The organism is Providencia sp. PROV150 (assembly GCF_028481025.1).
Classification (GTDB): domain Bacteria; phylum Pseudomonadota; class Gammaproteobacteria; order Enterobacterales; family Enterobacteriaceae; genus Providencia; species Providencia hangzhouensis.
Window position 1 is genome coordinate 97,256 of sequence record NZ_JAMPPJ010000005.1, and the last position, 22,062, is coordinate 119,317.

A 22,062-nucleotide genomic window follows, 5' to 3' on the forward strand; every position below is an offset into this window, starting at 1 on the left:
TTGGAAAATTTTTCCAATTAAATCTTTATCAATTATTTTTTTTTGATACAATGACGAATAGAAGTTAATGGCTATACTCAGTGCTAAAACGTTTTTTAGAAAGTGGTGCTGAATATAATTCTCTCAATTTAATAAGCTAATCTATTTATCAGTAATATGCGCGCATTTGTAAAAATGAATGTGTATTTTGATAACCGATAATATTTTTCGAAATTAACAATATTATTTAACTGATTACTTAACCGCTCTATAGGTAGCCATATATGAAAATTATCATAGCCCCTGATTCTTTCAAGGAAAGCATGAGTGCAGAATGTGCCGCAAATGCCATAACTAAAGGATTTAAAAGTGTATTCCCTGATGCCCAATACCTTTGTTTACCGATTGCTGATGGTGGTGAAGGAACTGTTGATGCATTGATTGCAGCCGCAGGTGGTGAGCGAGTATCACTTGAGGTTAAAGGCCCATTAGGGGATATGGTAAGTGCTTACTATGGTTTATTACACAATGGCGAAACCGCTGTTATTGAAATGGCTCAGGCCAGCGGATTAATGCTAGTTAGTCCAGAGCAGCGTAATCCAATGCTGACGACGAGTTACGGAACAGGTCAGCTAATTCAAGATGCGCTTGAAAAAGGGGTGAAAAAAATCATCTTAGGGATTGGCGGTAGCGCAACCGTTGATGGTGGTGTCGGTATGCTTCAAGCCCTAGGTGTTGTTTTTTATGATAATCAACAAAATAAACTTGGTTTGGGCGGTGAAGTTTTAAATCATATCGCAACGATTGATACGTCAAGTCTGTCTCCTCAATTGCAACACTGTATGATCGAAGTGGCTTGTGATGTAGATAATCCTCTGGTTGGAGAGCGGGGTGCTGCGATGATATTCGGGCCACAAAAAGGGGCAACGGCTTCAATGGTATTGGAATTGGAAAAAGGTTTAAATCGTTTTGCTGAGCTTATCCAACAAATTAAAGGGAATGATTTTAGGCATTTATCTGGCGGAGGTGCTGCTGGTGGGATATCTGTTGCTGCCGCTGCATTTATGAATGCTAAGCTTAAACCCGGCATTGATATCGTTATTGATGCAGTGAAGTTAGAGCAAGAAATCTTTGATACCGATTTGGTTATTGTGGGGGAAGGTAGCATGGATGGGCAAACGGCAGGGGGGAAAGCGCCTTTAGGAATAGCCAAGGTTGCGGCCAAACACAATGTCCCTGTTATTGCATTAAGTGGTGTATTAGGTAAAGGCGTTGAAGCACTACACCAAGAAGGTATCGATGCTTTTTTCAGTATTTTGCCAAGATTAAGCCCGTTAGATGAGGCATTAAAGCAGGGGGCGGAGAACGTGCAACAAGCGGCATATAATATTGCAAAAGTTTTACAGTTAGGTAAGTTATTGTAATTAATTTTATTTTTATTTTTTTTGGATGTTGAGTGTTCGATAAAATTAATAACATTTAGTATAAAATAGATAAAATCCGTTTTAGTGTTGTGAAAACCTGTTTTGATTCAGGGTAGTTAGAAAGTGGATAGGGTTAATACCAATCCGCATTTGGTTATCTATAGAGAAGCGTCGTAAAGGCAACCGTAATGCCAGTAATATCTATCAACTGAATGTTGAGAAGCTGGCTTCAGCGGCACGTATTGCATTTCCTCAACTAGCAGATTTTGACCCGTCAAAATCTGTTCCCTCAAAACCTGACCCGTCAGAATCTGGGGGTGATCCGTCAGTAACTTCAAAACAAGATCCATCAGTAACTAATCCTTCATCGCAGAATTCTAACGAATCCAGCGATTAGTCAAAAATTGATTTTTTAAATCGTTACCCAGAGGTAGTGATTTACAGGACTAACTTACAGAAATGGGGATCTGCGGATGACCTTAAGTGCGCTGAATGGCTGTTTAGCCGCAAGTGTGAAGTATTCAAAGAGCTTGGACTGCAAGAGCCGAAAGAGCCAAATTTCACAGAGTGGGCTAACGATGTTCGCTTGATGGTTAACCAAGACGGGCGCACTCACAAGGAGATTTGCCAATTCTATAAACGTGTTAGCCAAGATGCATTCTGGAAAAAGAACGTTCAATGTCCGAAAACATTACGTACTCAGTGGGATGATTTATAGGCGGGCAGCATGAAATTAGTAAATGCACTAAAGAACTTCCATCCTAAGTCACCCACATTTAGTGACTCAGCCAGTTGTACGTCACCAGACCGTTTAACGGGTACTGATATTATGGCTGCGATCGGGATGACCGAATCACGAGCTAAGTTTGGGATGACAGCCTTTCTGGCTAAAAATGATGTCAGTGAAGAGGATAAATTTTCTACCGTGGAGGGCTTGACTCAATATGCGCTAAAAATAGCGCCTAAATTAGTTCGCAAAGCTGCTGGCAATAAATTGGGCTACTGTTTAATTGTTCTGTCTAAAATGACTTTTGAGGATTACGCTCGATCAGCAGGTTCGGTTTGCCAGTGTTCAGCATGTAGTGGGAAATGAATGCTTGATAAAAAAATTACTACAACAAAGTATTCAACGAGGGAAGCTATTTTTCCGTCATTTTCCAAGAGCCAGCCCAAGCGATATACCAATACAGAGCGCGATGTTGTGGAAACTAAAAAAGTGATTTGTGAGTCATGTAATAGTAAGAGCCAATTAATAAACCGTTGTCGTTGTAAAGGGAGGGCAAGGTCTTAGATGAAGTTCAGAGTGAATTACAAGTGACACCAGTTTATAAAGATTGTTCTCGTTGTGCTGGGCGTGGCTTCAATCGTGTACCGTCATCTGTAGCATTTAAAGCAATAAGACATTTAGTACCTGACCTTAATGAAAGAACATGGCGTAGAAATTGGAAGCCGTTCTATGAAATATTGATAAGTAAGTGTTTTGTTGAGGAAAGTATGGCAGAACAAGCATTTAGTCGAACAATTAAATAGTTTTAGTAATTAATTAAATTCAAATTATTTTAAAACTGTAAATTTAATGTTATTTGGTGCAAAAATAAAAACTTGTAAATTTACATGAGGTGGTATTTATGTGGAGTAATAAGATAAATTTAAAGATAGTTGTTTGGGGAACTATTATTGGTGGCTTCATTAGCTCATTAGTTAAATGGGGCTCTGAAGTGAATATGCCCCCGAGAGTTGCAGGAGAAATATCACCACCAGCAGCGAATATTGATGCGTGGTTTAGTTGGTTAGGCATCAATTCTCATTCTCTTGATTATTTTTATCAGGGATCATTGGTCGGTGGTGCTGTAACCTTATACCATTGGTTATTTAGTTTTGCGTTCGCTTTTGTATACGTCTTTATATCAGCTTATCTGCCTAAAATTCGAATGTTTTATGGTGTATTATATGGTGTTTTGATCACAATATTTGCTCATGGAATAATGATCCCATTATTTGGATTTCGTCATCCCTCATATAATGAGGGTAAAGTTGGTTGGCTCTGGAATTTAAATGGTTATGAATTAGTTAGCGAGATTTTAGGACATATTTATTGGGCTGTATCTATAGAAATATGTCTCATTGCAGTTTTAGCATCTTTTGCTCGCCCTATACGTGGTAGCTGGACTGTACGATAAAAAATACTTGCACTCACTGGTATAGAGTGTTGCATTTTGTCCGGAACTGGCTTATTTTTTTCCGAAAATGGACATTCTATAACTAGTCGCATAAAACCAATTCGAGGCCTGCAATCGCGGGCTTTTTTACATCCAATATATTCATAAAAAGTACTAATGCGCTACGTAAATTCGATGTTATTGTGATAAGAGTGAATACGTTGTCACCTAACTTATAGAATGAAACCTTGCGATGTGATCTGACCCCATAAAGTTGGATGATTCATTAAGCGGGGTTTTTTATTGCCTCATTATTTAATCTTTAATAATATTATCTATCTAAATTAAATAGATATCTGATGTTCATATTTAATGAGGGGGTAATTAAATGAGTAAATTATTCTCAGTAGTACTAGCCATCTCAATTATGGCTGTATCAAGCAGTGCTTTAGCAGCAGAGAGAGGTCTAAATAAGGAAGAAGAAGCAAAGGTAGTTAGCCTAATAAAAAACCACCTTAAATTACCAATATCTGCAAAGTTCAAACTCGGTAAAATGATTGCTAATCCGTATGATGCATATTGCGGTTTAGTCGCTAAATCCAATAAAGAAACAATCCCTTTCATCACATCAATGCCTGAGCCTGTAGGTAACATTGACTTACGTAGAGTTGTTCTGGTTGGTGATAATGAATATAAGTATCGCAGTGTTATTGAACAATGTGAAGAGTATGGATACAAATTGAACTAATGCAGATCGGTGAGTCTTGAAAAGAATAGCATCCCGAAGTATAAATATATCATATTACACGTGTTATAGACCCGTCAGTAATGTCAGGTTTTATACCTAAAACAAACATAAGACTTGCTGTTACGATTGTTCATAGTTACATGTGTAGTTATGCACAATAAAAGAAAACCCCACCAGAGGGGTGGGGTCTTTAGATTACATTTTTTTCAAATGAGCTTCGACTTTTTGAATAAATGATTCTTTGGGAGCTTTTTCGCATGCTTCAACAATTAACGGAGTGGATGTTGCAATACCACTAATATCTAAAGTAGGGTCTTCTACCTTACCTTTCTGGGTAATAATCTCAGCAGCACCAATTGCTGTTGGATAAAATGCATCATCGATTGCTAAGAAATCTTCGCATGTCCATTGAGATACAGGTTTTGCATCTGTTGCGGCGAAAGCTGAAGTGGTCATTAACGATGTTGCAATGATGCTAGCAAATAATATTTTTTTCATAAAATATCCTCATTGTTTTTAGTGAGACTTGCCTAATGCTTATTTTAATATAACTTATTATTTTAAAAAGCAAAATAATCATTATTTGAATGTTGTTTTTTGATGGCTATCATGTGTCGGATTATTGAAATAATAAAAATATATCTTCAATTTTTCTCTATAACGATAAAGTAATTTCAAGTGGTAGGTCTGCCGTTCTTGAAATCCACACGCAAAGTTGGGAGTTACTTTTTCATTCTGGTGCATGTCAAGGCTGACTGGCTAAACCCTATGACAATTACTCAGGGATCTGAGCAGGGGTATCGATTGAATTTTTTATTGTCGTTGATTTTTTATTTATATTTAATGAGCCATCTTTTGTTACTATGCTTCAAGCATCCCAATACATTAAAAATAATAATTATACTAATAATAAACAATTGCCCTTTTCTCTACTATATTCATAATATCTATTCATAAGGCGTGTATGTATAATGATTGATCTATTTAAATTGACAAAGAAAAGCTCTAGGCATATTTGTATAGCAATATATGTTGGTATTATTGCGGGTATATTTTCCGCTTTAGTTAAATCTGGCTTTGAAGGTTTGATTCCTCCGAGAACGCTAGAAACAACCCCACCTCCCATTGTCTTGTTAGAAAAGCTTGGGCTAAATATAGATACTATGACTTATCATTGGATGGGATATAGTATTAATTGGGGCGGGAATGGTGTTCATATATTATTTTCGATAGTTATTGCAGTTATATATTGTGTTATCGCTGAATACTTACCTAAGGTGAAATTATTACACGGTATATGTTTTGGTATCGGTGTTTCTGTTTTTGCTCATGGCTTAGTTGTACCATTATTAGGATTGTCTGGCTGGCTTTGGACTGCTGGTTATCAAGCACTAATATCTGAGTTTGTTGGAACTGCTTTTTGGATTTGGTCTATTGAAGCTATTAGGCAAAACTTGCGTTATTGTTTAACTAAAGAAAAAGACGCTGAGTAGAGAGTGATGTTCACTCTTAATCTTTAATAAACTTATGGTCAGGTTAAACTTTTCATCTGAGCTATATCAGTTATTCATAAAAGATCGCCTAGGCGGTCTTTTTTATAGTTAAAATAAACATAAGATTTTCTGTCACGATTGGTCAGAGTTACATGTGCTGCTATGTGCAATAACCGATCTAAAGTGTTAATTATTTGCCTTAAGATTCTGTTAAGGTTTAATTGATAAACTATAAAAAATTAACAGACAAAAGGAATTATTATGAATAAGACAGTTATTGCGCTCGTATTATCAGCAGCTTCATTTGGCGTATTAGCTAATAACCATGCTGGTGGATTTGTTTCGAATGATGGTTCTGTTGGTCCAAAAGGTGGGTTTGTTGCAACAGCTCAAGCAGTAACAACTGTCGTTCAAGCGAAAGAGCTTCCTGATGATGCATGGGTTTCACTTGAAGGTCATATTGTTAAACAGATTGGTAAAGAGCTTTACGAATTTAAAGATAGTACTGGCTCAATTGCTGTAGATATTGATGATAGGCGCTGGCGTGGACAGGTTGTGACACCTGAAACAAAAGTTCGTTTAGATGGTGAAATTGATAAAGAGTGGGCTTCATTAGAAGTTGATGTAAAGCGAGTAACCATTATCAATAAATAGCTGTAAATTTTTAATGAGCCCCATGATTGGGGCTTTTCTGCAATGAAAACTCGCTTACTAGCTTCTGTCTAATTCATATGTTAGATAGCTTTATCTATAGCTCTTTCAATCGCTTTACATTCGGGACTATTTCCACTGGACTGCTCTATTTTCCCAGGCAAGTTACCTTCGGGAGTATCCATTTTTATCTCGCAAGTATCTGACTTAGTTTGGGGTTTAGTGTTTGATGAACAAGCTGTTACTAAAGCGATAACAAAACATACTAATATAGCTTTGTTTTTATGCATACTGTCTATCCTGTTTTTAAGGGGCTATTCTTGATGCTATCAAAGGTTAAGCGTGAAGTGCAAAGTAATCAATAAAGCTGGTCAGTACGGCTTCTTTATCTTCTATAACGATGAGGTAATCGCAGAGAAGCGGAGGCGGCTATATGTCATGGAAACTTATAGTGGTAGTAATTTGCTTTATGTTACTCGCGGTATCAATGATTGTATTTGGCGCCAACAGACTCACTGACAATACATGCGGTATTGATAAAGCCAGTTTAGAAAAACGCGCCAGAAAGTTATAGAACACTACAAAAGTCGGCAAGTTAACTTTTAATTATCTATATAGTGGATACCATGAATACAGTCAGTGCATTGTTATATATCGCTGCGTGGGTGGCCATATGGGGAATGTGGAAACAACACGAGAGGATAGGTGAGTTAAATACCAAAAATGCCGGACTACTCGTTGAGTTGACAGAGCAGGTCAAAATTAATGAGGATTACCAAAAACGTATTAACTCACTTCACGAACTCGACAAAACTCACACAATGGATCTCTCAAATGCAAAAGCTGAAATTGATAAGCTTCGCAATGATGTTAGTAATGGTACTAAGCGCGTGTACGTCAACGCCAAATGTCCAAAACCCGAATCGAATACCTTCGAAAGCGGAGGCAATGAAAGCTCCGCACGACTTAGTGAAGCAGCTGAACAAGATTATTGGCGTCTCAGAAAAATGATAGTTGAGAACGAAAAACAAACTTTGTATTTGCAAGATTACATTAGAACGGAGTGCTTACATTAGTTCCAGCCAATGAAAGTTCTAATTAAAAAAAGTAAGTTTAAGAAGGAGATAGTTGCAAGTAGATATATAAAAGCTTTAAAGAATAGAGTTGTCACGTCTGCTTGATAGTTATCACTAATAAGAATAAATACAACGCAAAGAAATAGGGAGGTAACGATAAGTATGGTTGTGATCGGGAGGTTGTGTATAAGGTTCATATTTTGAAAACGTGATTTTATCTTGATTCTGTAATGGTGAGAGCCTTAAAAGTTATAGTACCAGAAATTGTATGGATAAAAAAAGCCCACACAGCGTTGGGCTAAATATGTTGCTTTATACAATTAAATATCGCCTTAAATATAGTTGGTATTTCAAAATACGCAAAAGTATTTCCAAATATTTTAAATTGATGGCTGTGTAAGACAACAACAGCGAGCTTTTAAGAAAACAGAGGCTTTTTAAAGGCAAAAAAATAGCCCCTAGATTGGGGCTTAAAAGGGATGGTCTATTTAACTGAGGGTAACTCTTGTAAATAGTTATACCGCTAAATAGGTCATTTTTTGAAAGTGAAAATAAAAGAACTCATTGTTTTGTAAAGATAGTAATCAAACCACTTTTCACCCGGTATATAGCAGACATATTTAAAACACTAAGAACCCACAGAAGGGAGCATCGGAACTGTTGCTATAAATGGCGATCTCTCTTGGGAGCTTTTTTGTGCTAACAGGTTGCTTTTATTTAACTAACTATTGATAAGTTTCTTATATCAAAAAAATGGATTTTTCATATTTTATAGGCGTACACTGATAGTTATGGCTAGCATGTATTTATTATTAAGATGGAGCTATAACATGGGGTTATTAAGTAGTGAATACGAACCTTTTGGAACTTTACTCGGATATGCTCCAGGAGGCGTAGCAATATACTCATCAGATTATGATTCATTGCCTAATGTGGAAAATAAAAAAGATATTTCTTTTCGAAGTTATATTGGCAATGAATATATGGGCTATAAATGGCAATGCGTTGAGTTTGCTCGCCGTTTTTTATACCTCAATTACGGTACTGTTTTTAGTGATGTTGGTATGGCCTATGAAGTATTTTCTCTGCGCTTTCTACGACACGTAGTTGATGATGACATTTTACCGTTAAAAGCTTTTGTTAATGGGAGTCCTGTTAAGCCTGCCGCGGGGTCATTGTTAATTTGGGATGAGGGGGGTGAGTTTAATAAAACAGGCCATATAGCAATTATCACCAAGGTTTATGATGATAAAGTACGTATCGCTGAGCAAAATGTCATTCACCATAAATTGCCCATAGGCCAGCAGTGGACAAGAGAATTGTCTCTGAAAAGAGATAAAGGAAGATATACACTATCAGATACTTTCCCAGACACTAAAATTTTGGGATGGATGATACAAACAGATAGTGATGAGCATGCTTATTCAGGGGCGTATACTAATCCTGAGTTGCTAAAGATTCATGCTGCTAAAATAGATAATAAGATTGACTATAATAACGAATGGTTGAATAGCTCAAATCCCATAGAAAATAAATATATTCAAGCTAGACAAGGTCGCGCGCTAAATAGCGCTCTTCATGAATATTTTACAATATCTAGTACCGCTGAAAATAAACTGATACAAGCAACCAATGAAGTTCATCTTATGTATCTGCATGCGACAGAAAAAGTATTAAAGAGTGATAACTTATTGAAACTTTTTAATATTCCAGAAATTCTTTGGCCTCGCATACGTTTATCCTGGAAGAATCGGCGTCATGATATGATCACAGGAAGATTAGACTTTTGTTTGGATGAGCGAGGGTTAAAAGTCTATGAATATAATGCGGATTCAGCTTCTTGTCATACAGAGGCAGGGGTAATTATTGATAAGTGGGCAAAAGTAGGGCAGCTGAAAGATGGCAAAAACCCAAGTGGTTACTTAACTGAATTACTTTCTAGTACATGGGAACATTCTTCAGCTAAACCGTTTATTCATATTATGCAGGATGTAGATAGTGAAGAAGATTATCATTCGCAATACATGGCGCATGCAATTACTGAAGCGGGATTCGATTATAAAATTATTCATGGTTTAGACGAATTATTTTGGAATGAAACAGGTCAAGTCGTTGATAGTGATGGCCGTATATTAGAGTGTGTTTGGAAAACATGGGCGTGGGAAACTGCTCTTGAGCAAATTCGGCAGGAATGTGAGAAAGACTATGAGCATTCAGCGCTACAAATTCGTACCGGACACTCAGAATATAATGACGTCAGACTAGTTGATGTATTATTAAAGCCTGAGATTCGTGTCTTTGAGCCTTTATGGACAGTCATTCCAAGTAATAAAGCGATATTACCTATTCTTTGGTCGTTATTTCCCTATCATCCCTATCTTTTGAATACAAGTTTTGATATCAGTGACGAGTTACGCTCGAGTGGTTATGCAATAAAGCCAATAGCAGGCCGCTGTGGTGACAATATCGGTTTGATAGGTGAGTGCGACACGATTTTAGATGAGACTTCTGGCCAATTCGATAAACAGGAAAATATTTACCAACAATTATGGTGCTTGCCAAACGTTGCAGGGCGTTTTATTCAAGTCTGCACATTTACTGTCGGAGGTCACTATGGTGGAGCATGTTTACGTTCAGACCCATCATTAGTTATCAAAAAAGATAGTAATATGGAGCCATTATGGATACTTGATGATAATGATTTTTTGGAAAAAACCATTATGTTAGAAAGTGTATTTTAAAATTAATATAGTTATATTTTGAAAGTGGCATTATTAAAATCTGATTTTTTGTAGTTTCTTAGGCCTTCAGTTAATAGCTGATGGCCTTTATTTATAAAAAAATTGAAAAGCAAAGAAAAGCCCCAAATATCTAGGCAAAATAAACTGATACAATAGTTTAGAACACACTATCAGCATAGACATATTTATAAATGTTTTACATGAATAAAGTGTAAGCAAATACGGAAAAGAAAATACAAATTGGAGTCTCGTTAAATGAATAAGGAAATACTAGAGGATTCAAAATAAATATACCCTCTAGCATTTGAAATAAGAGCATTAATGTTTACTGGGCTGCTCTTTGTATTGCTTCTCCTCCTGCTTCTATATCTTCACCAACACCTTTAGTGGTATTACAGGCAGTTAATGTGAAAGCAACAACTAATGAGCAGATGAGGAAACTGATTTTTTTTAACATATTGTCTTCCTTTAAAGTTTGAAGTTATAAGTTTCAAAAGATCATTTTTAATTATAGCAGAACAATTCGATGACTATTTCTAGCTGTATACAGCAGTAAGATTGGGGTTAAACCCTCATTTTTATGTGTAATTGCCGTAGTTAGTGATACCTGACAAATGAAAATGAGCTGCTATATTTTAAGTGTTAGTACTTATTTTGGGCGATCAATCTACATTAGCAATAAAGGGTATACTCTATGATATTAAAAGAGCTATTTATCCGTATGCTTTATGTTTTTCAATACTTATTATTTGGTTTTCTTTTGTTATTATCATCAATAGCCTTACCTAATTGGTTAGGTAACGTCACAAATTTTTTGTAGGATAGTATCTCATCGAGAAATATTCAACGGAGTTACCATGCGAGTGAAGTCAATTTTTATGTTTTTAAGTATGCTTCTACTTAACGGATGTAGCGTTAAAGTGCCAAAAGATATATCACCTGTTGAGAAGTTTGATTTATCACGTTACCTTGGCGAATGGCATGAAGTAGCGAGAATAGATAATCGATTTGAAAAAGGATTAAGTAAAGTCTCTGCTAACTATTCTCTTCGTGATGACGGAGGTGTAAAAGTAGTGAATAGAGGATGGAATTCTGAAAGCAAAAAATGGAAAGAGAGTATAGGGAAAGCTTACTTTGTTGAATCCTCGGATACTGGGGCTTTAAAGGTTTCATTCTTTGGGCCCTTTTACGGCGGCTATAATATTATTAAGCTAGATGATAACTATCAATATTCATTAGTTGTTGGACCTAATAAAGATTATCTATGGGTGCTATCACGTACTCCAACTATGCCACCAGAGTTATTAAATGAATACCTTAGTTTTGCAAGTAACCATGGTTTTGATAGGCAAAGAATATTGATATTCCAATAGTATTTATTCCTTGTGATTAGCTTTACAGTGTTGGTTACTGAAGCTATTAATGTTAAATGAGTCGGTTATTTGTGTTTCACATCAATTGAATAGATAGGGGATTTAACAGAATCAATAATATGCATTAGACTGAGAAATTTACAAACAGAAATTTTGTTTAGCGGGTTCGTATATGGCTGTTAGTAAGAAGAATTTAATTCATCAGTCTGAGTTTGCTTGTTAGGACAGTTATTCACAATTCGCAGACTATGTTCGCAAGACTAGCCGTTACATCTTAAGTAAAGAGCAGAATGTATTCCTTGATACTGTTCTAGCTACAATCAAGGGACGAGATCGTGAGTTGAAAGAGGGGAGCATTTTTTATAGGGCTCAGCTTGGTATAGATATTTGTGATAGGACCGATAATGATGGCAACTGGATCGAAGAGGATATGTTAGGTTTTAGAGCTTCTCGTATGAAGCCTTTGGTTGATAGAGCCAAAGAAGGGCGTGCAAATCCCTCAGGCATTCCAGTGCTATATGTAGGTACAACAGTAAGGACTGCGATTTCTGAAGTGCGGCCTTGGGGCGGTGCTAATGTATCTTTAGCAACATGCAAACTTTTATCTCCATTGAGGGTACTCGATCTTTCGCTTGGTCATGGTAAGCCCTCACTTTCTGGGCCTATTTTTAGTTATATACTCGGTGGAAAAGAGCTTACAGCACAACAGAAAGAGAAAGCTGTTTGGACTGATATTGATAACGCATTTTCAACGCCAGTTACGCGGTCGGATGATAAGGCTAATTACGCACCGACTCAAATACTGGCTGAGCTTTTTCGCAGTGCTGGGTATGATGCAATAGCATATAAAAGCCATTTCGGAGATGAGGGCTATAACATCGCAATATTTGATTTAGATTCGGTCGATGTAGTTAGTTGTGCTCCCTATCAGGTAAAAACGATAAATATTATTGCCGAACAGGTAAATAATGCATGGTATAAGACTTCTACCTAATGAATCATGTCTTTATGTTTGCAAGGCTTAACATGAAAACTATTATATATTTCAGCAAAGGATAATTAATTTAGTGTGATGGTAAAAAAAGCCTAATTCTTTTAAGAAAATTGAATAATAAATAGTTATTGATGTTTACTTTGAATTCAACTCCCGTGAGGGAGCTGAATTGATATTTATTGAGTAGTTGCAAGCTATTGGTAATTCCATTAATGATTGAGGTGAAATAGTTTGTAAGCCCCCGTCTGAGTTCATCAATTCTCTTATCAATATTCAGATGAAAATCATCTATTTCACGCTGCCGCCATGCGTTGACTAATAACCTAAGTTGCTGCTGGAAAAAGACAATGTATTCCTTGACCGTTTCCGTGGTTCCTGAATATAGGGCTTGCCAGTGATTATATTGGCTATTGAAGATTAAGGCTAATGGTCGGGATGGTTTTACGAAACTATCATGTATTGGTTCGATAGTAGAGGTAGTGGGAGAGCTTTAATGTCGTCATGCAGTACATCCTACAGCACAATTTCAACATGAAATGGTTTGAAACTCGTTATAAATCAATTAATTAGGCTGTCGGAGTCTGAATTCGTCGCTTAACTAAATGATTTTATAGTGCTAATGTTCAATTCAACTTTTCAAAAGTGCCTAATAAGGTGCCTAAAAATATTTTGATTGAGATTAAAATGTAAGAGAACGATTAGGGTTTCTTACTTAAGAAACGTACCATTTTTACCAAAAAATGAAACAATAATCTATGCACTATATAAATTTTGTTGAATTAATCCCACCTAAAAATTTAACATTAGTAATGTTTTGGTTGGATGATTTTGCTAGAGACTTGAATTTTTAGTTCAAGCCTCCTTTATACATCTATTAACTATTATGCATTTACATTATTAGAATGTGACAGATTAGATAAATGTAAGATTAATTGTTTCTTCATAAATTTCTTGATAGTCATCCAGAGGTTGTGAAAGAAATCCACGTTCAATTTTACCTCTACCAATGTAAAAGAGTTTTGTATTATTCGGGAAGAATGAATTTATTATCCCTTGAATCTGTACTTTATCAATGGCTTTTCGTTCTTCTTCTTCTTCAGTGTCCTTTAAATGTTCAGACATAGATACAAATGATTGAGTATCGGTAGGTAGGTTTTTCCCCACGAATGATAAAATGTTTTCTAGGTTTGTATCATCAATATCTTCTTTGAGAATTGCATCAAGTAAAAATGGGAGACGATGTGCGGTATCTGCTTTTGCTATCATTGCATTTAGAGCAAAATGATATGCCATGACAGTTTTGTGTAGTTCAACGCCTTGGCGAGGAAATGAGTTAATTTTATATAAATTTAAGTATCTAGGGTCATTTAGTGGTTTAAGGGATAATTGTTTTGAATAATTGGTAAAAATTTCATTGAATAATTTTTCTTTTTTTGAGCGCTCTATTAATGTTTCTTGTTCAGTAACCATAGAAGCCAGTGAGGTTTTTATATCTTCTAGCTTTAATTCGGATGAGATAATATCTTGCTGAATTTTTTTGTATAGTGCAATATTAGCTTTGGCTTCTATCCATTGTGAGAAAGTAAAGTTATCAATACTCTTTTCTAATACAACGCACAATTACGTTGAAACTCAAAGCCAAGTAAAGCGTCGACACCGGAGTTAGATGATTTTTTTCTTATACTCAAAGTTTCACCTTAATCAAAATTATGATGACATTTCTGCAAGACAGTACAGTTGTATATTCGTATGTCATGCTAATTCTTGATATGGTGGAGACGAGAGGGCAATCTCTATTCTCCAGTATAAAACTGCATTATTGCATAATTTTAGTTAGGTGCATATCATTTAAATTTCAAAATGTTATCTTTGTTAACCTTTTCTCCGGTTTTATACAATTTATTCTATGAAAGCATATCTAATCAATTAGGCTATCCATATTGAAATAAATCAAGTAAGCAATGTGATTGTTTTAATTTGAACGAGTGTAGTAACTTTCGGTGAGTATGAGATTGAATTGATTATCTATAAAATCATAGTTAATTGAGTTGGGGGATTTATAGCAGTCGGATTCAAGACAAGGAGAAAATGGTATTTTATAAAATTCACATCATGACGGAAAAAAATTTGCTCAATAGTATTATAGAATTATGCTTTAAAAAACCTATTCACGTCTATTTTGGATAGTATAAAAACGATAATATATTTCACTCATTAAAAAAATAAGGCTGTACTAAAATAGATAGAAAGCACATTATTTAAAAACAATGTGCTGTTATTTCTATACCCTTTCCCTTCCAGAAAAATGCTCGTGCATCTTTTCAGTCATCACCCACAGTGCCTTATTTAATTTAATATCCCCATCAATACCATTCACTGAACGAGTGCGAGCTCGCTTACCTTTAGCGTTCCTACCTGATAATCCTCCCTTGATTAAATTCTCCTGCAAGCGTTGATATATCGTCCAAAGATCATCTTTTTTATCCTCCCTGCGACGAGGCTGTAAAACCTGTTCCTCGGTAATAGGTTGATGCTCTTCCCCAAAGCGATACGTCAAAGCCGCTTGTGCCAAGGCTTGCTGTGCTGGTGGCGGTAACATGAGAGATTGCATTTGTTCACGCTTTTCAGTAACAGAATCAAACGTTTCCAGTACTTCATAAGCTCCTTCAATTACCTTGCCAACAACATCACCTTTGTGTGGTACACGCACTTCACCCAATACATCACCGCACACCAAACCGTTAGAGCACACGGCTCTAAAGAGTCCCGGCAACATCTGATAGCTGCTTGAGCCATCATGGCTATTAAGCAGAATAATTTCAGGGACTTGTATACCCGTGATTTGGTCATGACGACGTAGACGTAGCATATGTTTGGTATGCTCTCGACGGCTGTCATCGCGTACACGAGTCTGACAAGCAAAGAATGGATAAAAGCCTTCTTTTTGAAGGCTATCGAGTAAGGTAATGGTTGGAATATAAGTGTATCGCTCACTTCTGGACTCATGTTTTTCTTCAGAGAAAACACTCGGTACAGTACGAAATAATTCTTCGATGGTAAGTGGACGGTCACGACGGATACTATTAGCAGAACCAAAGCGCGAAGCTAATAAACTCATGATAGGCTCCTGATTAATCAATTAAGTGGAAAATGGCAGCGGATTCGGAATGTTGTGAAGCGTAGTCACGTAGCTGATAAAAGCGGTCACACATCACTTCACTTTCTGTTTGGAATGACCAGATGCTGTACAGGATTAGACACACTGCAATGCCTGCCGCCTCTTGGCTCACGGTGGCTTCATTGCCATTATGCATGTTGAATAGGGTTAAGATGTCTGCGTTGATATCAGGGTAGATAAAGGCTCCCCCATTACTGAGCACGCCATACTCCCAGTAACCGCCATGATACTCATCACAGAATTGGCCCATCGTGGTGAAGATCACTACTTCAAAGGTGGTCCAGCCTTTCACACCACCAAAATGGTTGAGCCAAAAATCAAGGCGTTGTTCATCAGGGACTAATTCCATTGTGATAGCGGATTCGGTTGAATGATTCATAAGTTGAGACTCCATTAAAAAGAAATAAAAAAGCGCCAGTCCCGTTAAGGACTGGCGCTTGATGTCATCAATGCTTTGTTAATTTAAGAAGCTAAAAGAAAAAGCTCCACAGGGATTTAGCAATGGATACGATGCTATTTTTGACAGTACTGATCGTATGTTTTATCAGTGGGGGAAATGGAATGATATCGACTATGGTATTGATGATATCACTGATAAGTTGTTCAAAATCATTAAGTAAAAGGATTTCTACAGAGATGGTTCTATAAGTTGAGTGTAGTTGCCTAGCGATGCCACTACAGACTTCTGCGGGTAATATCTGTATGAGTTGGCCTGTGAATTCAGTAGGTTATAGTCTTCTATCGCAGACACGACTATCACAGGATGATGTAGCTTAAATGTGGTAATCACTGTTTGTATTTTTATATCAAGTTAGTAACTTGTTTAGGGATGGCTGGTGGTACTCCTTATCTCGGTCAAATATCCCGAGAACCACATCAGTGGCTTCAATGACTTTCAGGGGACAGGAAGGAGCAGTGATTCAGGTCGTCTGTTGTAAAAGCCTCAACGGCATCAGATCCTGTCAAGGATCCGCAGAATACGAGTCATCAACGCCGTTATCAACTCGGTGAAAAACACCGTAACCGCTTCTCTGGCTATATTGATATAATCGTCATCATAGCCAGCTTGGCGAAAGTGAATTTCAATAAACTGTTGTGCCTGACGGGCTCCGTACCCGTTAAGAACCTTGCCTAAAGCAGTGATAAGCATTTTCAAAAAGGACATAGTGAAACCTTAGAGCTACCAGTAGTAGCCTGCAATAAAAAACGTAGGGGGGATGTGAGCACATCCGTTTCAGACAAAACGGATGTTGTGAGGCGTTGATACTAATCCGCAGTGAGGGTTGTACAGACTGACATATCAGCGAGTACCTTATGAATATTGCTGGCGGAGGGGGTGAAACGGGCTACTTTTTTGTTGTTAATCCAGACTTCAAACGATGTTGCTTTTCTAACAGCATCAATGAATGATATCCATGCATTATCCCCATTACGCCAGCCTAAAGACGGGGGAACGCCATACTGTTCATCGCCGGTAACCAGCGTGATCTGGGTATTTTCGTCATGTGAACTCAGTATTCTTCCATCCGGCAATGTGACCAGTACACTGTGTTGTAACACCTGAGTATCATCGGGATTACTGGTACAGCTGATATTTAACTCAGTGTCCTGTGAATCAGTGATGATATACTCAAATACACCCATGCCGTAGCCGGAACCCCAGATGTTGGGTACGGCATAAGCGGTGGGGACAGCACTCAGCAGCGTAGCTGTGAGTGCAAGAGATGATAATATTTTCATGCTCTCTCCTTAATTATTACCGATAATTTAAATAGTTAATGACAGTATTTATATTCAGAGCCTTACCCCTGATTTATCGTGCGCGAAACATAGACAGAATATCGATAGAATAAAAATTATTTAATGATAACTCTCCCCGCTGAGCTGCATACACTCTTGCTATAGGGCGTAATAAATTATCTCCAATATGATTAATGACTCGGCTCACCTCTGGCGTATTACTGACTTCAGTCACCACCTGTCCCTTTGACTGATAGAGAGTATATTCTACCGTACCCGTGACTTGCCTAGTTTTTGCCATACTAATAGCGGTTTTATTCACATTTGCGATAAAACTTTTATTACTCTCGTAGCTGGGTTCTTTCATCGCCCTTTGGTTAATGTCATCAATCCGCTGTTTTAAATTGTTATTTTCATCATCGGATAGCATGGCTGTGAGATGCACTTTGCAAGTTAACGATTTAACATTCGGATTGCTATCAATAGCGATAGGGTTATCCCAAGTTATCTTCACCGCATGACTCGTTAAACCAGACTGACCGTATGGGCGGAATGTTCTGAAGTCGACTTTATTTACAGCGTTACTGACAATAACCTCGTTAACTGATTTTAGTACCTCTTCGTTTTCACACGAAAAATTATCTCCACATCCCGTTAGGGTAGAGACAACGAGAAGAAATATCGCTGATTTAAACATTTTCATTTAATAATCCTTGATCAGAATAAATTGATTTTTGAGGGGCAGGGTGAGCAGATATTTCATTTCTTCTTTTTTAAAAGATTTTGAATATACCTGCAGAGTAACAATGAATTTATTTATGAATAATCCCGCTGATGTAATCAAAATGAGGAAGAGCACGCATAAATCTCGGATCCTGCAGGATACGATCAATATGCCTGTTCCGTGCAAAATTGCTGGTGGTCATCACCACATCGGTAATTGCAGAGAGGGTAAAAACCTGAATACGATCCTTTGATACCGCCGCCAGATACCACTCTCCGTCGTGGCAGATGAGTCTGTAAGGTGCGATTGATGACTGAAGATGTTTCCGATGCAGAAAACGTATAAGACGGTTACGGATGATGGCCTGAACAATGACCTGAAAACCACCAAATAATTCAGGAGCCTGCCGTGGCGGATCATTCCAGATAATACAAGGTGAGTCCTGACGGTTATCGAGTAGTACTGAAAGCAGTTTAGGATCCAGAACCGGAAAATAATGTGCCACGCTGGTTATCTGGGCAAAGCGCAGAATATCACTATTGGTTCGGAAAGGTCCTCGTGCATCACGGAGACTAACGTGACCGTCGATATATTCAGTGTCGAGATAACGTAGACGCTCACGCAGGTCGCGCTGCACCGTGCGGCCAGAAACGCCAAACTCTTGTGCCAGTAGACTAATGTTGAGTGATTCCCCCATAAAGAGGCGGCTGACAAGTATAGCAAGACGTATGGCTAACCGGTCATAGCGGTGTTCCTGTTTAGGCATGATAAGTGCTCCCTGCAGAAAATAGCCGGACCAGCCAGCGGTCGGCAAAAAGTGGATTAACGGGAAATATGTCACTGATAGAGTGAGGTCACGATAATGTAGACCAGTATGGTGATTCGGTAAGCCGAGCCAGAAATGTTGAAAATCATTTATGCTGAAAAAAGAGGTTCGTAATGCTGTCTGTACTACCATGATGATAAGCTGAGGTGTTGGGTTGGTCAGATCAGGTTGCATATTGCGGGAAAAGGCAGCCAGTTCTTCTTGGGTCATCTGATCCAAGTTCTTCTCTGGTAGCTTCATTAACAGAGTGAGTTCAATGGCTTCGGTGGAATTTTTTACGTTGTAGTTCACCTCGAGCTTGTCGTATTCATCTTCAAGGATTTCCCTGTAAGCCACTTCTTGCCGCAGAAGGGCCAAACTCATCAAGGTATTCACGCCATAGCACTGAATCTCAGCAGCTATCTGTTGCCAATAACACCGATGTTCAGCTTTTAGTAAATGGTACTCAATGGTGCTGGTCAAGCTCTCAGCCCTATGGGTATCACCGTCACGGGGGGCTGTGGTAAGAATGAAAGCCAGCGATTGCAGTTCTTCATTGCTACATTGGCCCAGTAGATGTAAATCAGGAGCGTGGCGGTAAACAGCCATTGCTTGCCCTCAGTCAGTATGGTGGAAAGACCATACTGTAAGGGAGTGTGTTGCGCAGATATGTCACTGAAAATGGCTAATATATGTTCTATCCTGAGGAGTATGGACAAGGTGTGTCTGAGAATATAGAAGAATTAACAGATAATTTTTAGCGTATATGGATGTTAAAAATATAATTCATGAGTTATTTTATTTATCAGTTAGTAATTATTCATAGTAGTAATATATATTTGAAATTTTTATGGTTATACATAAATTATAATTTTTTAATTTTAATTATTAGTAATGATTAATTTTTGGTTTGTTTTTACTCGACTGATTTTAATATTACTGCATATCTTGCGATGTTGGTTTTTATTCAATTAGGACTGTTCTGTATTTGAGTTAGCAAGAAAGATGGCATTGCAATATGCTTTGCCATCTCTGTAAACTTTTAAATTCAGACCTTTTTGAGTTAACATAAAGTCGGATATTTCCATCTTGCAGTTTAAATAAAGCCGGTAAAGTCGAATGTAAGTTACCAATAGCAAAGTATTACTTGTAGATATTTGCTTAAAGCTCTTCTTACTATGGGATTACTAAAAAACCATGCTTGTCAAGTGGTGGCTCTGAAAAAAAAGAGTTATAAAATATATTACATGCTTCCTGATCATGTAAATCTAGATTGAAATAATTGGTCATATATTGATCTAGTATGCTTTGATAATAACCGTAATTTAAACTCTTTTTATCTTCTGCCTGACATATAATGTCTTTTCGTAGACCGGAAAATATATCAATAAAATGGTCTTTATCTCCATTTAACACTACTCTTGTTCCCAGTTCAAGCAATGAAGCGCCGTCAGAGGACTGAGCTAGTGTAAATCCACGAGACTCAAATAGTTGAAGGGTAATTATCAAACACCACAGTTCGTAAATTTGCCAGCGGAATTTCCAGAATGGTAAAGATAGAATATCTTCTAGGTTTATACGATTATAACATTCATCTACTAATGGCTTTAATTCTGCAAAGTCTTCTTGTCGCCAGAGGTTTTTATTCAGTATTGCGGACAGATAAGGAATTGCGTCTGTAGCTCCAAAGTACCCATTTTGAATTAAGTCTTCTTCTTTGACACGCGTACACATATCATGAATTCTCGATGCAACACTTATTGGGTCTGCATCTTGTGGTTTTGGCGGAATCGGATCATTTCTAGAATAACCCTTACTTTTATTATCTTTACAGCAAGCAGAAGCAAATTCAGTGCAAATTTTGTTAAATTTTTCTTTATCAAGGGTATTGTTTAACAGCATTTCATATTTCCTGAATGATTCAAAATCTATTGGTATCAACTCCCCATTAATATTAAAATTCCACTCGATATCGAGCGCGTTCTTTGACGTTCGAATCAATGTTCGTTCGCCATATATCCAAATATCTTGGAACATTTGAGCAAGTGGTTCCATTGTCTCAAGCATAGCTATCAGATACTTCTGAGCTGTGATGTTTTTACTCTCGTCGGAACTGATAAATTCCTCGTTTGGTATACCTAGTTTTTGAGCAAGTACAACCAGCAATTCACGATCCCGCGGAGATGGGCCATATCCCTGCGCTACTCCAAGCTTCTGTGTGTACCACAGTTCTCTATGAATTTCTGCGCATTCTTTTATTGCCATGTTTACCTTCATAAGTTGTTAAGTAAGAATCGTCCGCTCCTGGCACAGGGCTGATAAACAGCCCTGATAGACCTATACTTCAATTGACTCAGATATCTCTAACGCATCATCGACTTCAATTCCTAAGTAACGAACTGTACTTTCAAGTTTTTTATGTCCAAGTAATAGCTGAATTACACGAAGATTCTTTGTTTTCTGGTAGATAAGATACGGCTTGGTTCTGCGCATTGAATGCGTGCTGTACAACGAATTATCAAGGCCTAGCTTTTCAATCCAACCATGAAAAATACGGTTGTATTGTCTGGTAGAAATATGTTGAGCAGAACCGACTCGGGATTGGAAAATATAGTCGGTACTACGTAAGTGAGCCATTCTTATCCATGCAGCTACTGCATCTCTGGTTCCTTTAGTCAGCTCAAATTGGACAGGACTACCCGTCTTTTGTTGTAAGACTGTTGCTCTGCTTGAAACTGAACTGCCATATGCAACATCTGATACTTTCAACTTAACGAGATCACAACCGCGAAGTTTACTATCCAAGGCTAAATTGAATAACGCTAAGTCGCGAATTTTCCCTTCTAACTCGAGTCTAATACGGATCCCCCAGATATGAGATATTTTAAGCGGTCGTTTTTGCCCAATAATACGATCTTTATTCCACGGTGACTTAGACATAATTAAATCTCCTGTGATGTAGAGATTTAATTATGGT

Annotated in this window: 23 protein-coding genes and 1 pseudogene; 12 read left to right on the plus strand and 12 right to left on the minus strand. The window is 37.4% G+C overall.

Annotation, left to right across the window (positions count from 1 at the left end):
• Nucleotides 1-263 precede the first annotated feature (263 nt).
• From PSE83_RS05520 to PSE83_RS05545, 5 genes and pseudogenes are all read left to right on the plus strand, one after another.
• Nucleotides 264-1,403, plus strand: a complete 1,140-nt coding sequence (locus PSE83_RS05520) for a glycerate kinase (RefSeq protein ID WP_272660708.1) — start codon at nucleotides 264-266, stop codon at nucleotides 1,401-1,403.
• Nucleotides 1,404-1,836: 433 nt separating this feature from the next.
• Nucleotides 1,837-2,121, plus strand: a complete 285-nt coding sequence (locus PSE83_RS05525) for a hypothetical protein (RefSeq protein WP_228367525.1) — start codon at nucleotides 1,837-1,839, stop codon at nucleotides 2,119-2,121.
• 9 nt (nucleotides 2,122-2,130) lie between these two features.
• Nucleotides 2,131-2,933, plus strand: a pseudogene (locus PSE83_RS20410) (antitermination protein Q).
• Nucleotides 2,934-3,031: 98 nt separating this feature from the next.
• Nucleotides 3,032-3,583 (plus strand): YagU family protein, encoded by a 552-nt coding sequence (locus PSE83_RS05540; protein ID WP_004261499.1) that lies wholly within the window; start codon nucleotides 3,032-3,034, stop codon nucleotides 3,581-3,583.
• 367 nt (nucleotides 3,584-3,950) lie between these two features.
• Nucleotides 3,951-4,310 (plus strand): hypothetical protein, encoded by a 360-nt coding sequence (locus tag PSE83_RS05545; RefSeq protein WP_004261497.1) that lies wholly within the window; start codon nucleotides 3,951-3,953, stop codon nucleotides 4,308-4,310.
• A gap of 195 nt (nucleotides 4,311-4,505) precedes the next feature.
• Here the strand turns inward: PSE83_RS05545 and hdeA are convergent, their stop codons facing one another.
• Nucleotides 4,506-4,808: an acid-activated periplasmic chaperone HdeA gene (gene hdeA / locus PSE83_RS05550; RefSeq protein WP_004261494.1), complete on the minus strand. Its 303-nt coding sequence runs from the start codon at nucleotides 4,806-4,808 to the stop codon at nucleotides 4,506-4,508.
• Between the two features lie 473 nt (nucleotides 4,809-5,281).
• Here hdeA and PSE83_RS05555 point away from each other — a divergent pair, with 473 nt between their 5' ends.
• A complete protein-coding gene (locus tag PSE83_RS05555) occupies nucleotides 5,282-5,803 on the plus strand; it encodes a YagU family protein (RefSeq protein WP_004261490.1) in 522 nt (173 codons plus the stop codon).
• Between the two features lie 261 nt (nucleotides 5,804-6,064).
• Nucleotides 6,065-6,457 (plus strand): YgiW/YdeI family stress tolerance OB fold protein, encoded by a 393-nt coding sequence (locus tag PSE83_RS05560; protein WP_004261489.1) that lies wholly within the window; start codon nucleotides 6,065-6,067, stop codon nucleotides 6,455-6,457.
• Between the two features lie 80 nt (nucleotides 6,458-6,537).
• Here the strand turns inward: PSE83_RS05560 and PSE83_RS05565 are convergent, their stop codons facing one another.
• Entirely contained in the window at nucleotides 6,538-6,744 is a 207-nt protein-coding gene (locus PSE83_RS05565; protein WP_004261484.1) for a hypothetical protein, read from the minus strand.
• 143 nt (nucleotides 6,745-6,887) lie between these two features.
• Here PSE83_RS05565 and PSE83_RS05570 point away from each other — a divergent pair, with 143 nt between their 5' ends.
• The 3 genes from PSE83_RS05570 to gss all read left to right on the plus strand — a co-directional run bounded on the left by PSE83_RS05570 (nucleotide 6,888) and on the right by gss (nucleotide 10,271).
• Nucleotides 6,888-7,028: a hypothetical protein gene (locus PSE83_RS05570; protein ID WP_198633739.1), complete on the plus strand. Its 141-nt coding sequence runs from the start codon at nucleotides 6,888-6,890 to the stop codon at nucleotides 7,026-7,028.
• Nucleotides 7,029-7,080: 52 nt separating this feature from the next.
• Nucleotides 7,081-7,530, plus strand: coding sequence for a lysis protein (locus PSE83_RS05575; RefSeq protein ID WP_272660709.1), 450 nt, complete (start codon nucleotides 7,081-7,083; stop codon nucleotides 7,528-7,530).
• Between the two features lie 830 nt (nucleotides 7,531-8,360).
• On the plus strand, nucleotides 8,361-10,271 hold the full coding sequence (gene gss / locus PSE83_RS05580; protein ID WP_272660710.1) for a bifunctional glutathionylspermidine amidase/synthase: 1,911 nt from the start codon (nucleotides 8,361-8,363) through the stop codon (nucleotides 10,269-10,271).
• Between the two features lie 325 nt (nucleotides 10,272-10,596).
• On the opposite strand, the gene PSE83_RS05585 is transcribed toward gss, so the two are convergent.
• Entirely contained in the window at nucleotides 10,597-10,728 is a 132-nt protein-coding gene (locus PSE83_RS05585; protein ID WP_004261473.1) for an entericidin A/B family lipoprotein, read from the minus strand.
• Nucleotides 10,729-11,128: 400 nt separating this feature from the next.
• On the opposite strand from PSE83_RS05585, the gene PSE83_RS05590 reads away from it, so the two are divergent.
• Both PSE83_RS05590 and PSE83_RS05595 read left to right on the plus strand, forming a co-directional pair.
• Nucleotides 11,129-11,644 carry a lipocalin family protein gene (locus PSE83_RS05590; protein ID WP_004261469.1) on the plus strand — a complete coding sequence of 172 codons (516 nt, stop codon included), beginning with the start codon at nucleotides 11,129-11,131 and terminating at the stop codon, nucleotides 11,642-11,644.
• A 340-nt stretch (nucleotides 11,645-11,984) separates the two neighbouring features.
• A complete protein-coding gene (locus tag PSE83_RS05595) occupies nucleotides 11,985-12,638 on the plus strand; it encodes an RES family NAD+ phosphorylase (RefSeq protein WP_232062771.1) in 654 nt (217 codons plus the stop codon).
• Nucleotides 12,639-13,550: 912 nt separating this feature from the next.
• On the opposite strand, the gene PSE83_RS05600 is transcribed toward PSE83_RS05595, so the two are convergent.
• The 9 genes from PSE83_RS05600 to PSE83_RS05645 all read right to left on the minus strand — a co-directional run bounded on the left by PSE83_RS05600 (nucleotide 13,551) and on the right by PSE83_RS05645 (nucleotide 22,025).
• Nucleotides 13,551-14,258 carry a hypothetical protein gene (locus tag PSE83_RS05600; RefSeq protein ID WP_272660711.1) on the minus strand — a complete coding sequence of 236 codons (708 nt, stop codon included), beginning with the start codon at nucleotides 14,256-14,258 and terminating at the stop codon, nucleotides 13,551-13,553.
• A 661-nt stretch (nucleotides 14,259-14,919) separates the two neighbouring features.
• Entirely contained in the window at nucleotides 14,920-15,756 is an 837-nt protein-coding gene (locus PSE83_RS05605; RefSeq protein ID WP_272660712.1) for a DUF932 domain-containing protein, read from the minus strand.
• Between the two features lie 13 nt (nucleotides 15,757-15,769).
• Entirely contained in the window at nucleotides 15,770-16,195 is a 426-nt protein-coding gene (locus PSE83_RS05610) for an antirestriction protein (RefSeq protein ID WP_036959035.1), read from the minus strand.
• A gap of 573 nt (nucleotides 16,196-16,768) precedes the next feature.
• On the minus strand, nucleotides 16,769-16,981 hold the full coding sequence (locus tag PSE83_RS05620; protein ID WP_004265048.1) for a hypothetical protein: 213 nt from the start codon (nucleotides 16,979-16,981) through the stop codon (nucleotides 16,769-16,771).
• A gap of 101 nt (nucleotides 16,982-17,082) precedes the next feature.
• Nucleotides 17,083-17,460 carry a hypothetical protein gene (locus PSE83_RS05625; protein ID WP_239982552.1) on the minus strand — a complete coding sequence of 126 codons (378 nt, stop codon included), beginning with the start codon at nucleotides 17,458-17,460 and terminating at the stop codon, nucleotides 17,083-17,085.
• Nucleotides 17,461-17,629: 169 nt separating this feature from the next.
• Nucleotides 17,630-18,259: a hypothetical protein gene (locus PSE83_RS05630; protein ID WP_004265044.1), complete on the minus strand. Its 630-nt coding sequence runs from the start codon at nucleotides 18,257-18,259 to the stop codon at nucleotides 17,630-17,632.
• 109 nt (nucleotides 18,260-18,368) lie between these two features.
• Complete coding sequence (locus PSE83_RS05635) at nucleotides 18,369-19,694, minus strand: WYL domain-containing protein (RefSeq protein WP_239982553.1); 1,326 nt, start codon at nucleotides 19,692-19,694, stop codon at nucleotides 18,369-18,371.
• Between the two features lie 567 nt (nucleotides 19,695-20,261).
• Nucleotides 20,262-21,350 (minus strand): hypothetical protein, encoded by a 1,089-nt coding sequence (locus PSE83_RS05640; protein WP_272660713.1) that lies wholly within the window; start codon nucleotides 21,348-21,350, stop codon nucleotides 20,262-20,264.
• Between the two features lie 72 nt (nucleotides 21,351-21,422).
• The gene (locus PSE83_RS05645; protein WP_004265023.1) at nucleotides 21,423-22,025 is read right to left on the minus strand and encodes a site-specific integrase; all 603 of its coding nucleotides are present in this window, start codon (nucleotides 22,023-22,025) and stop codon (nucleotides 21,423-21,425) included.
• Nucleotides 22,026-22,062: the final 37 nt, after the last annotated feature.

Excerpts from the sequence above, each read along its gene's own strand:
- PSE83_RS05585 (WP_004261473.1), bottom strand. The coding sequence starts at position 10,728 with ATGTTAAAAAAAATCAGTTTCCTCATCTGCTCATTAGTTGTTGCTTTC.
- gss (WP_272660710.1), top strand. The coding sequence starts at position 8,361 with ATGGGGTTATTAAGTAGTGAATACGAACCTTTTGGAACTTTACTCGGA.
- PSE83_RS05620 (WP_004265048.1), bottom strand. The coding sequence starts at position 16,981 with ATGTCCTTTTTGAAAATGCTTATCACTGCTTTAGGCAAGGTTCTTAAC.
- PSE83_RS05565 (WP_004261484.1), bottom strand. The coding sequence starts at position 6,744 with ATGCATAAAAACAAAGCTATATTAGTATGTTTTGTTATCGCTTTAGTA.
- PSE83_RS05605 (WP_272660712.1), bottom strand. The coding sequence starts at position 15,756 with ATGAGTTTATTAGCTTCGCGCTTTGGTTCTGCTAATAGTATCCGTCGT.
- PSE83_RS05575 (WP_272660709.1), top strand. The coding sequence starts at position 7,081 with ATGAATACAGTCAGTGCATTGTTATATATCGCTGCGTGGGTGGCCATA.
- PSE83_RS05645 (WP_004265023.1), bottom strand. The coding sequence starts at position 22,025 with ATGTCTAAGTCACCGTGGAATAAAGATCGTATTATTGGGCAAAAACGA.
- hdeA (WP_004261494.1), bottom strand. The coding sequence starts at position 4,808 with ATGAAAAAAATATTATTTGCTAGCATCATTGCAACATCGTTAATGACC.
- PSE83_RS05520 (WP_272660708.1), top strand. The coding sequence starts at position 264 with ATGAAAATTATCATAGCCCCTGATTCTTTCAAGGAAAGCATGAGTGCA.
- PSE83_RS05635 (WP_239982553.1), bottom strand. The coding sequence starts at position 19,694 with ATGGCTGTTTACCGCCACGCTCCTGATTTACATCTACTGGGCCAATGT.
- PSE83_RS05570 (WP_198633739.1), top strand. The coding sequence starts at position 6,888 with ATGTCATGGAAACTTATAGTGGTAGTAATTTGCTTTATGTTACTCGCG.
- PSE83_RS05625 (WP_239982552.1), bottom strand. The coding sequence starts at position 17,460 with ATGGGTGTATTTGAGTATATCATCACTGATTCACAGGACACTGAGTTA.
- PSE83_RS05545 (WP_004261497.1), top strand. The coding sequence starts at position 3,951 with ATGAGTAAATTATTCTCAGTAGTACTAGCCATCTCAATTATGGCTGTA.
- PSE83_RS05590 (WP_004261469.1), top strand. The coding sequence starts at position 11,129 with ATGCGAGTGAAGTCAATTTTTATGTTTTTAAGTATGCTTCTACTTAAC.
- PSE83_RS05560 (WP_004261489.1), top strand. The coding sequence starts at position 6,065 with ATGAATAAGACAGTTATTGCGCTCGTATTATCAGCAGCTTCATTTGGC.
- PSE83_RS05640 (WP_272660713.1), bottom strand. The coding sequence starts at position 21,350 with ATGGCAATAAAAGAATGCGCAGAAATTCATAGAGAACTGTGGTACACA.
- PSE83_RS05610 (WP_036959035.1), bottom strand. The coding sequence starts at position 16,195 with ATGAATCATTCAACCGAATCCGCTATCACAATGGAATTAGTCCCTGAT.
- PSE83_RS05540 (WP_004261499.1), top strand. The coding sequence starts at position 3,032 with ATGTGGAGTAATAAGATAAATTTAAAGATAGTTGTTTGGGGAACTATT.
- PSE83_RS05630 (WP_004265044.1), bottom strand. The coding sequence starts at position 18,259 with ATGAAAATGTTTAAATCAGCGATATTTCTTCTCGTTGTCTCTACCCTA.
- PSE83_RS05555 (WP_004261490.1), top strand. The coding sequence starts at position 5,282 with ATGATTGATCTATTTAAATTGACAAAGAAAAGCTCTAGGCATATTTGT.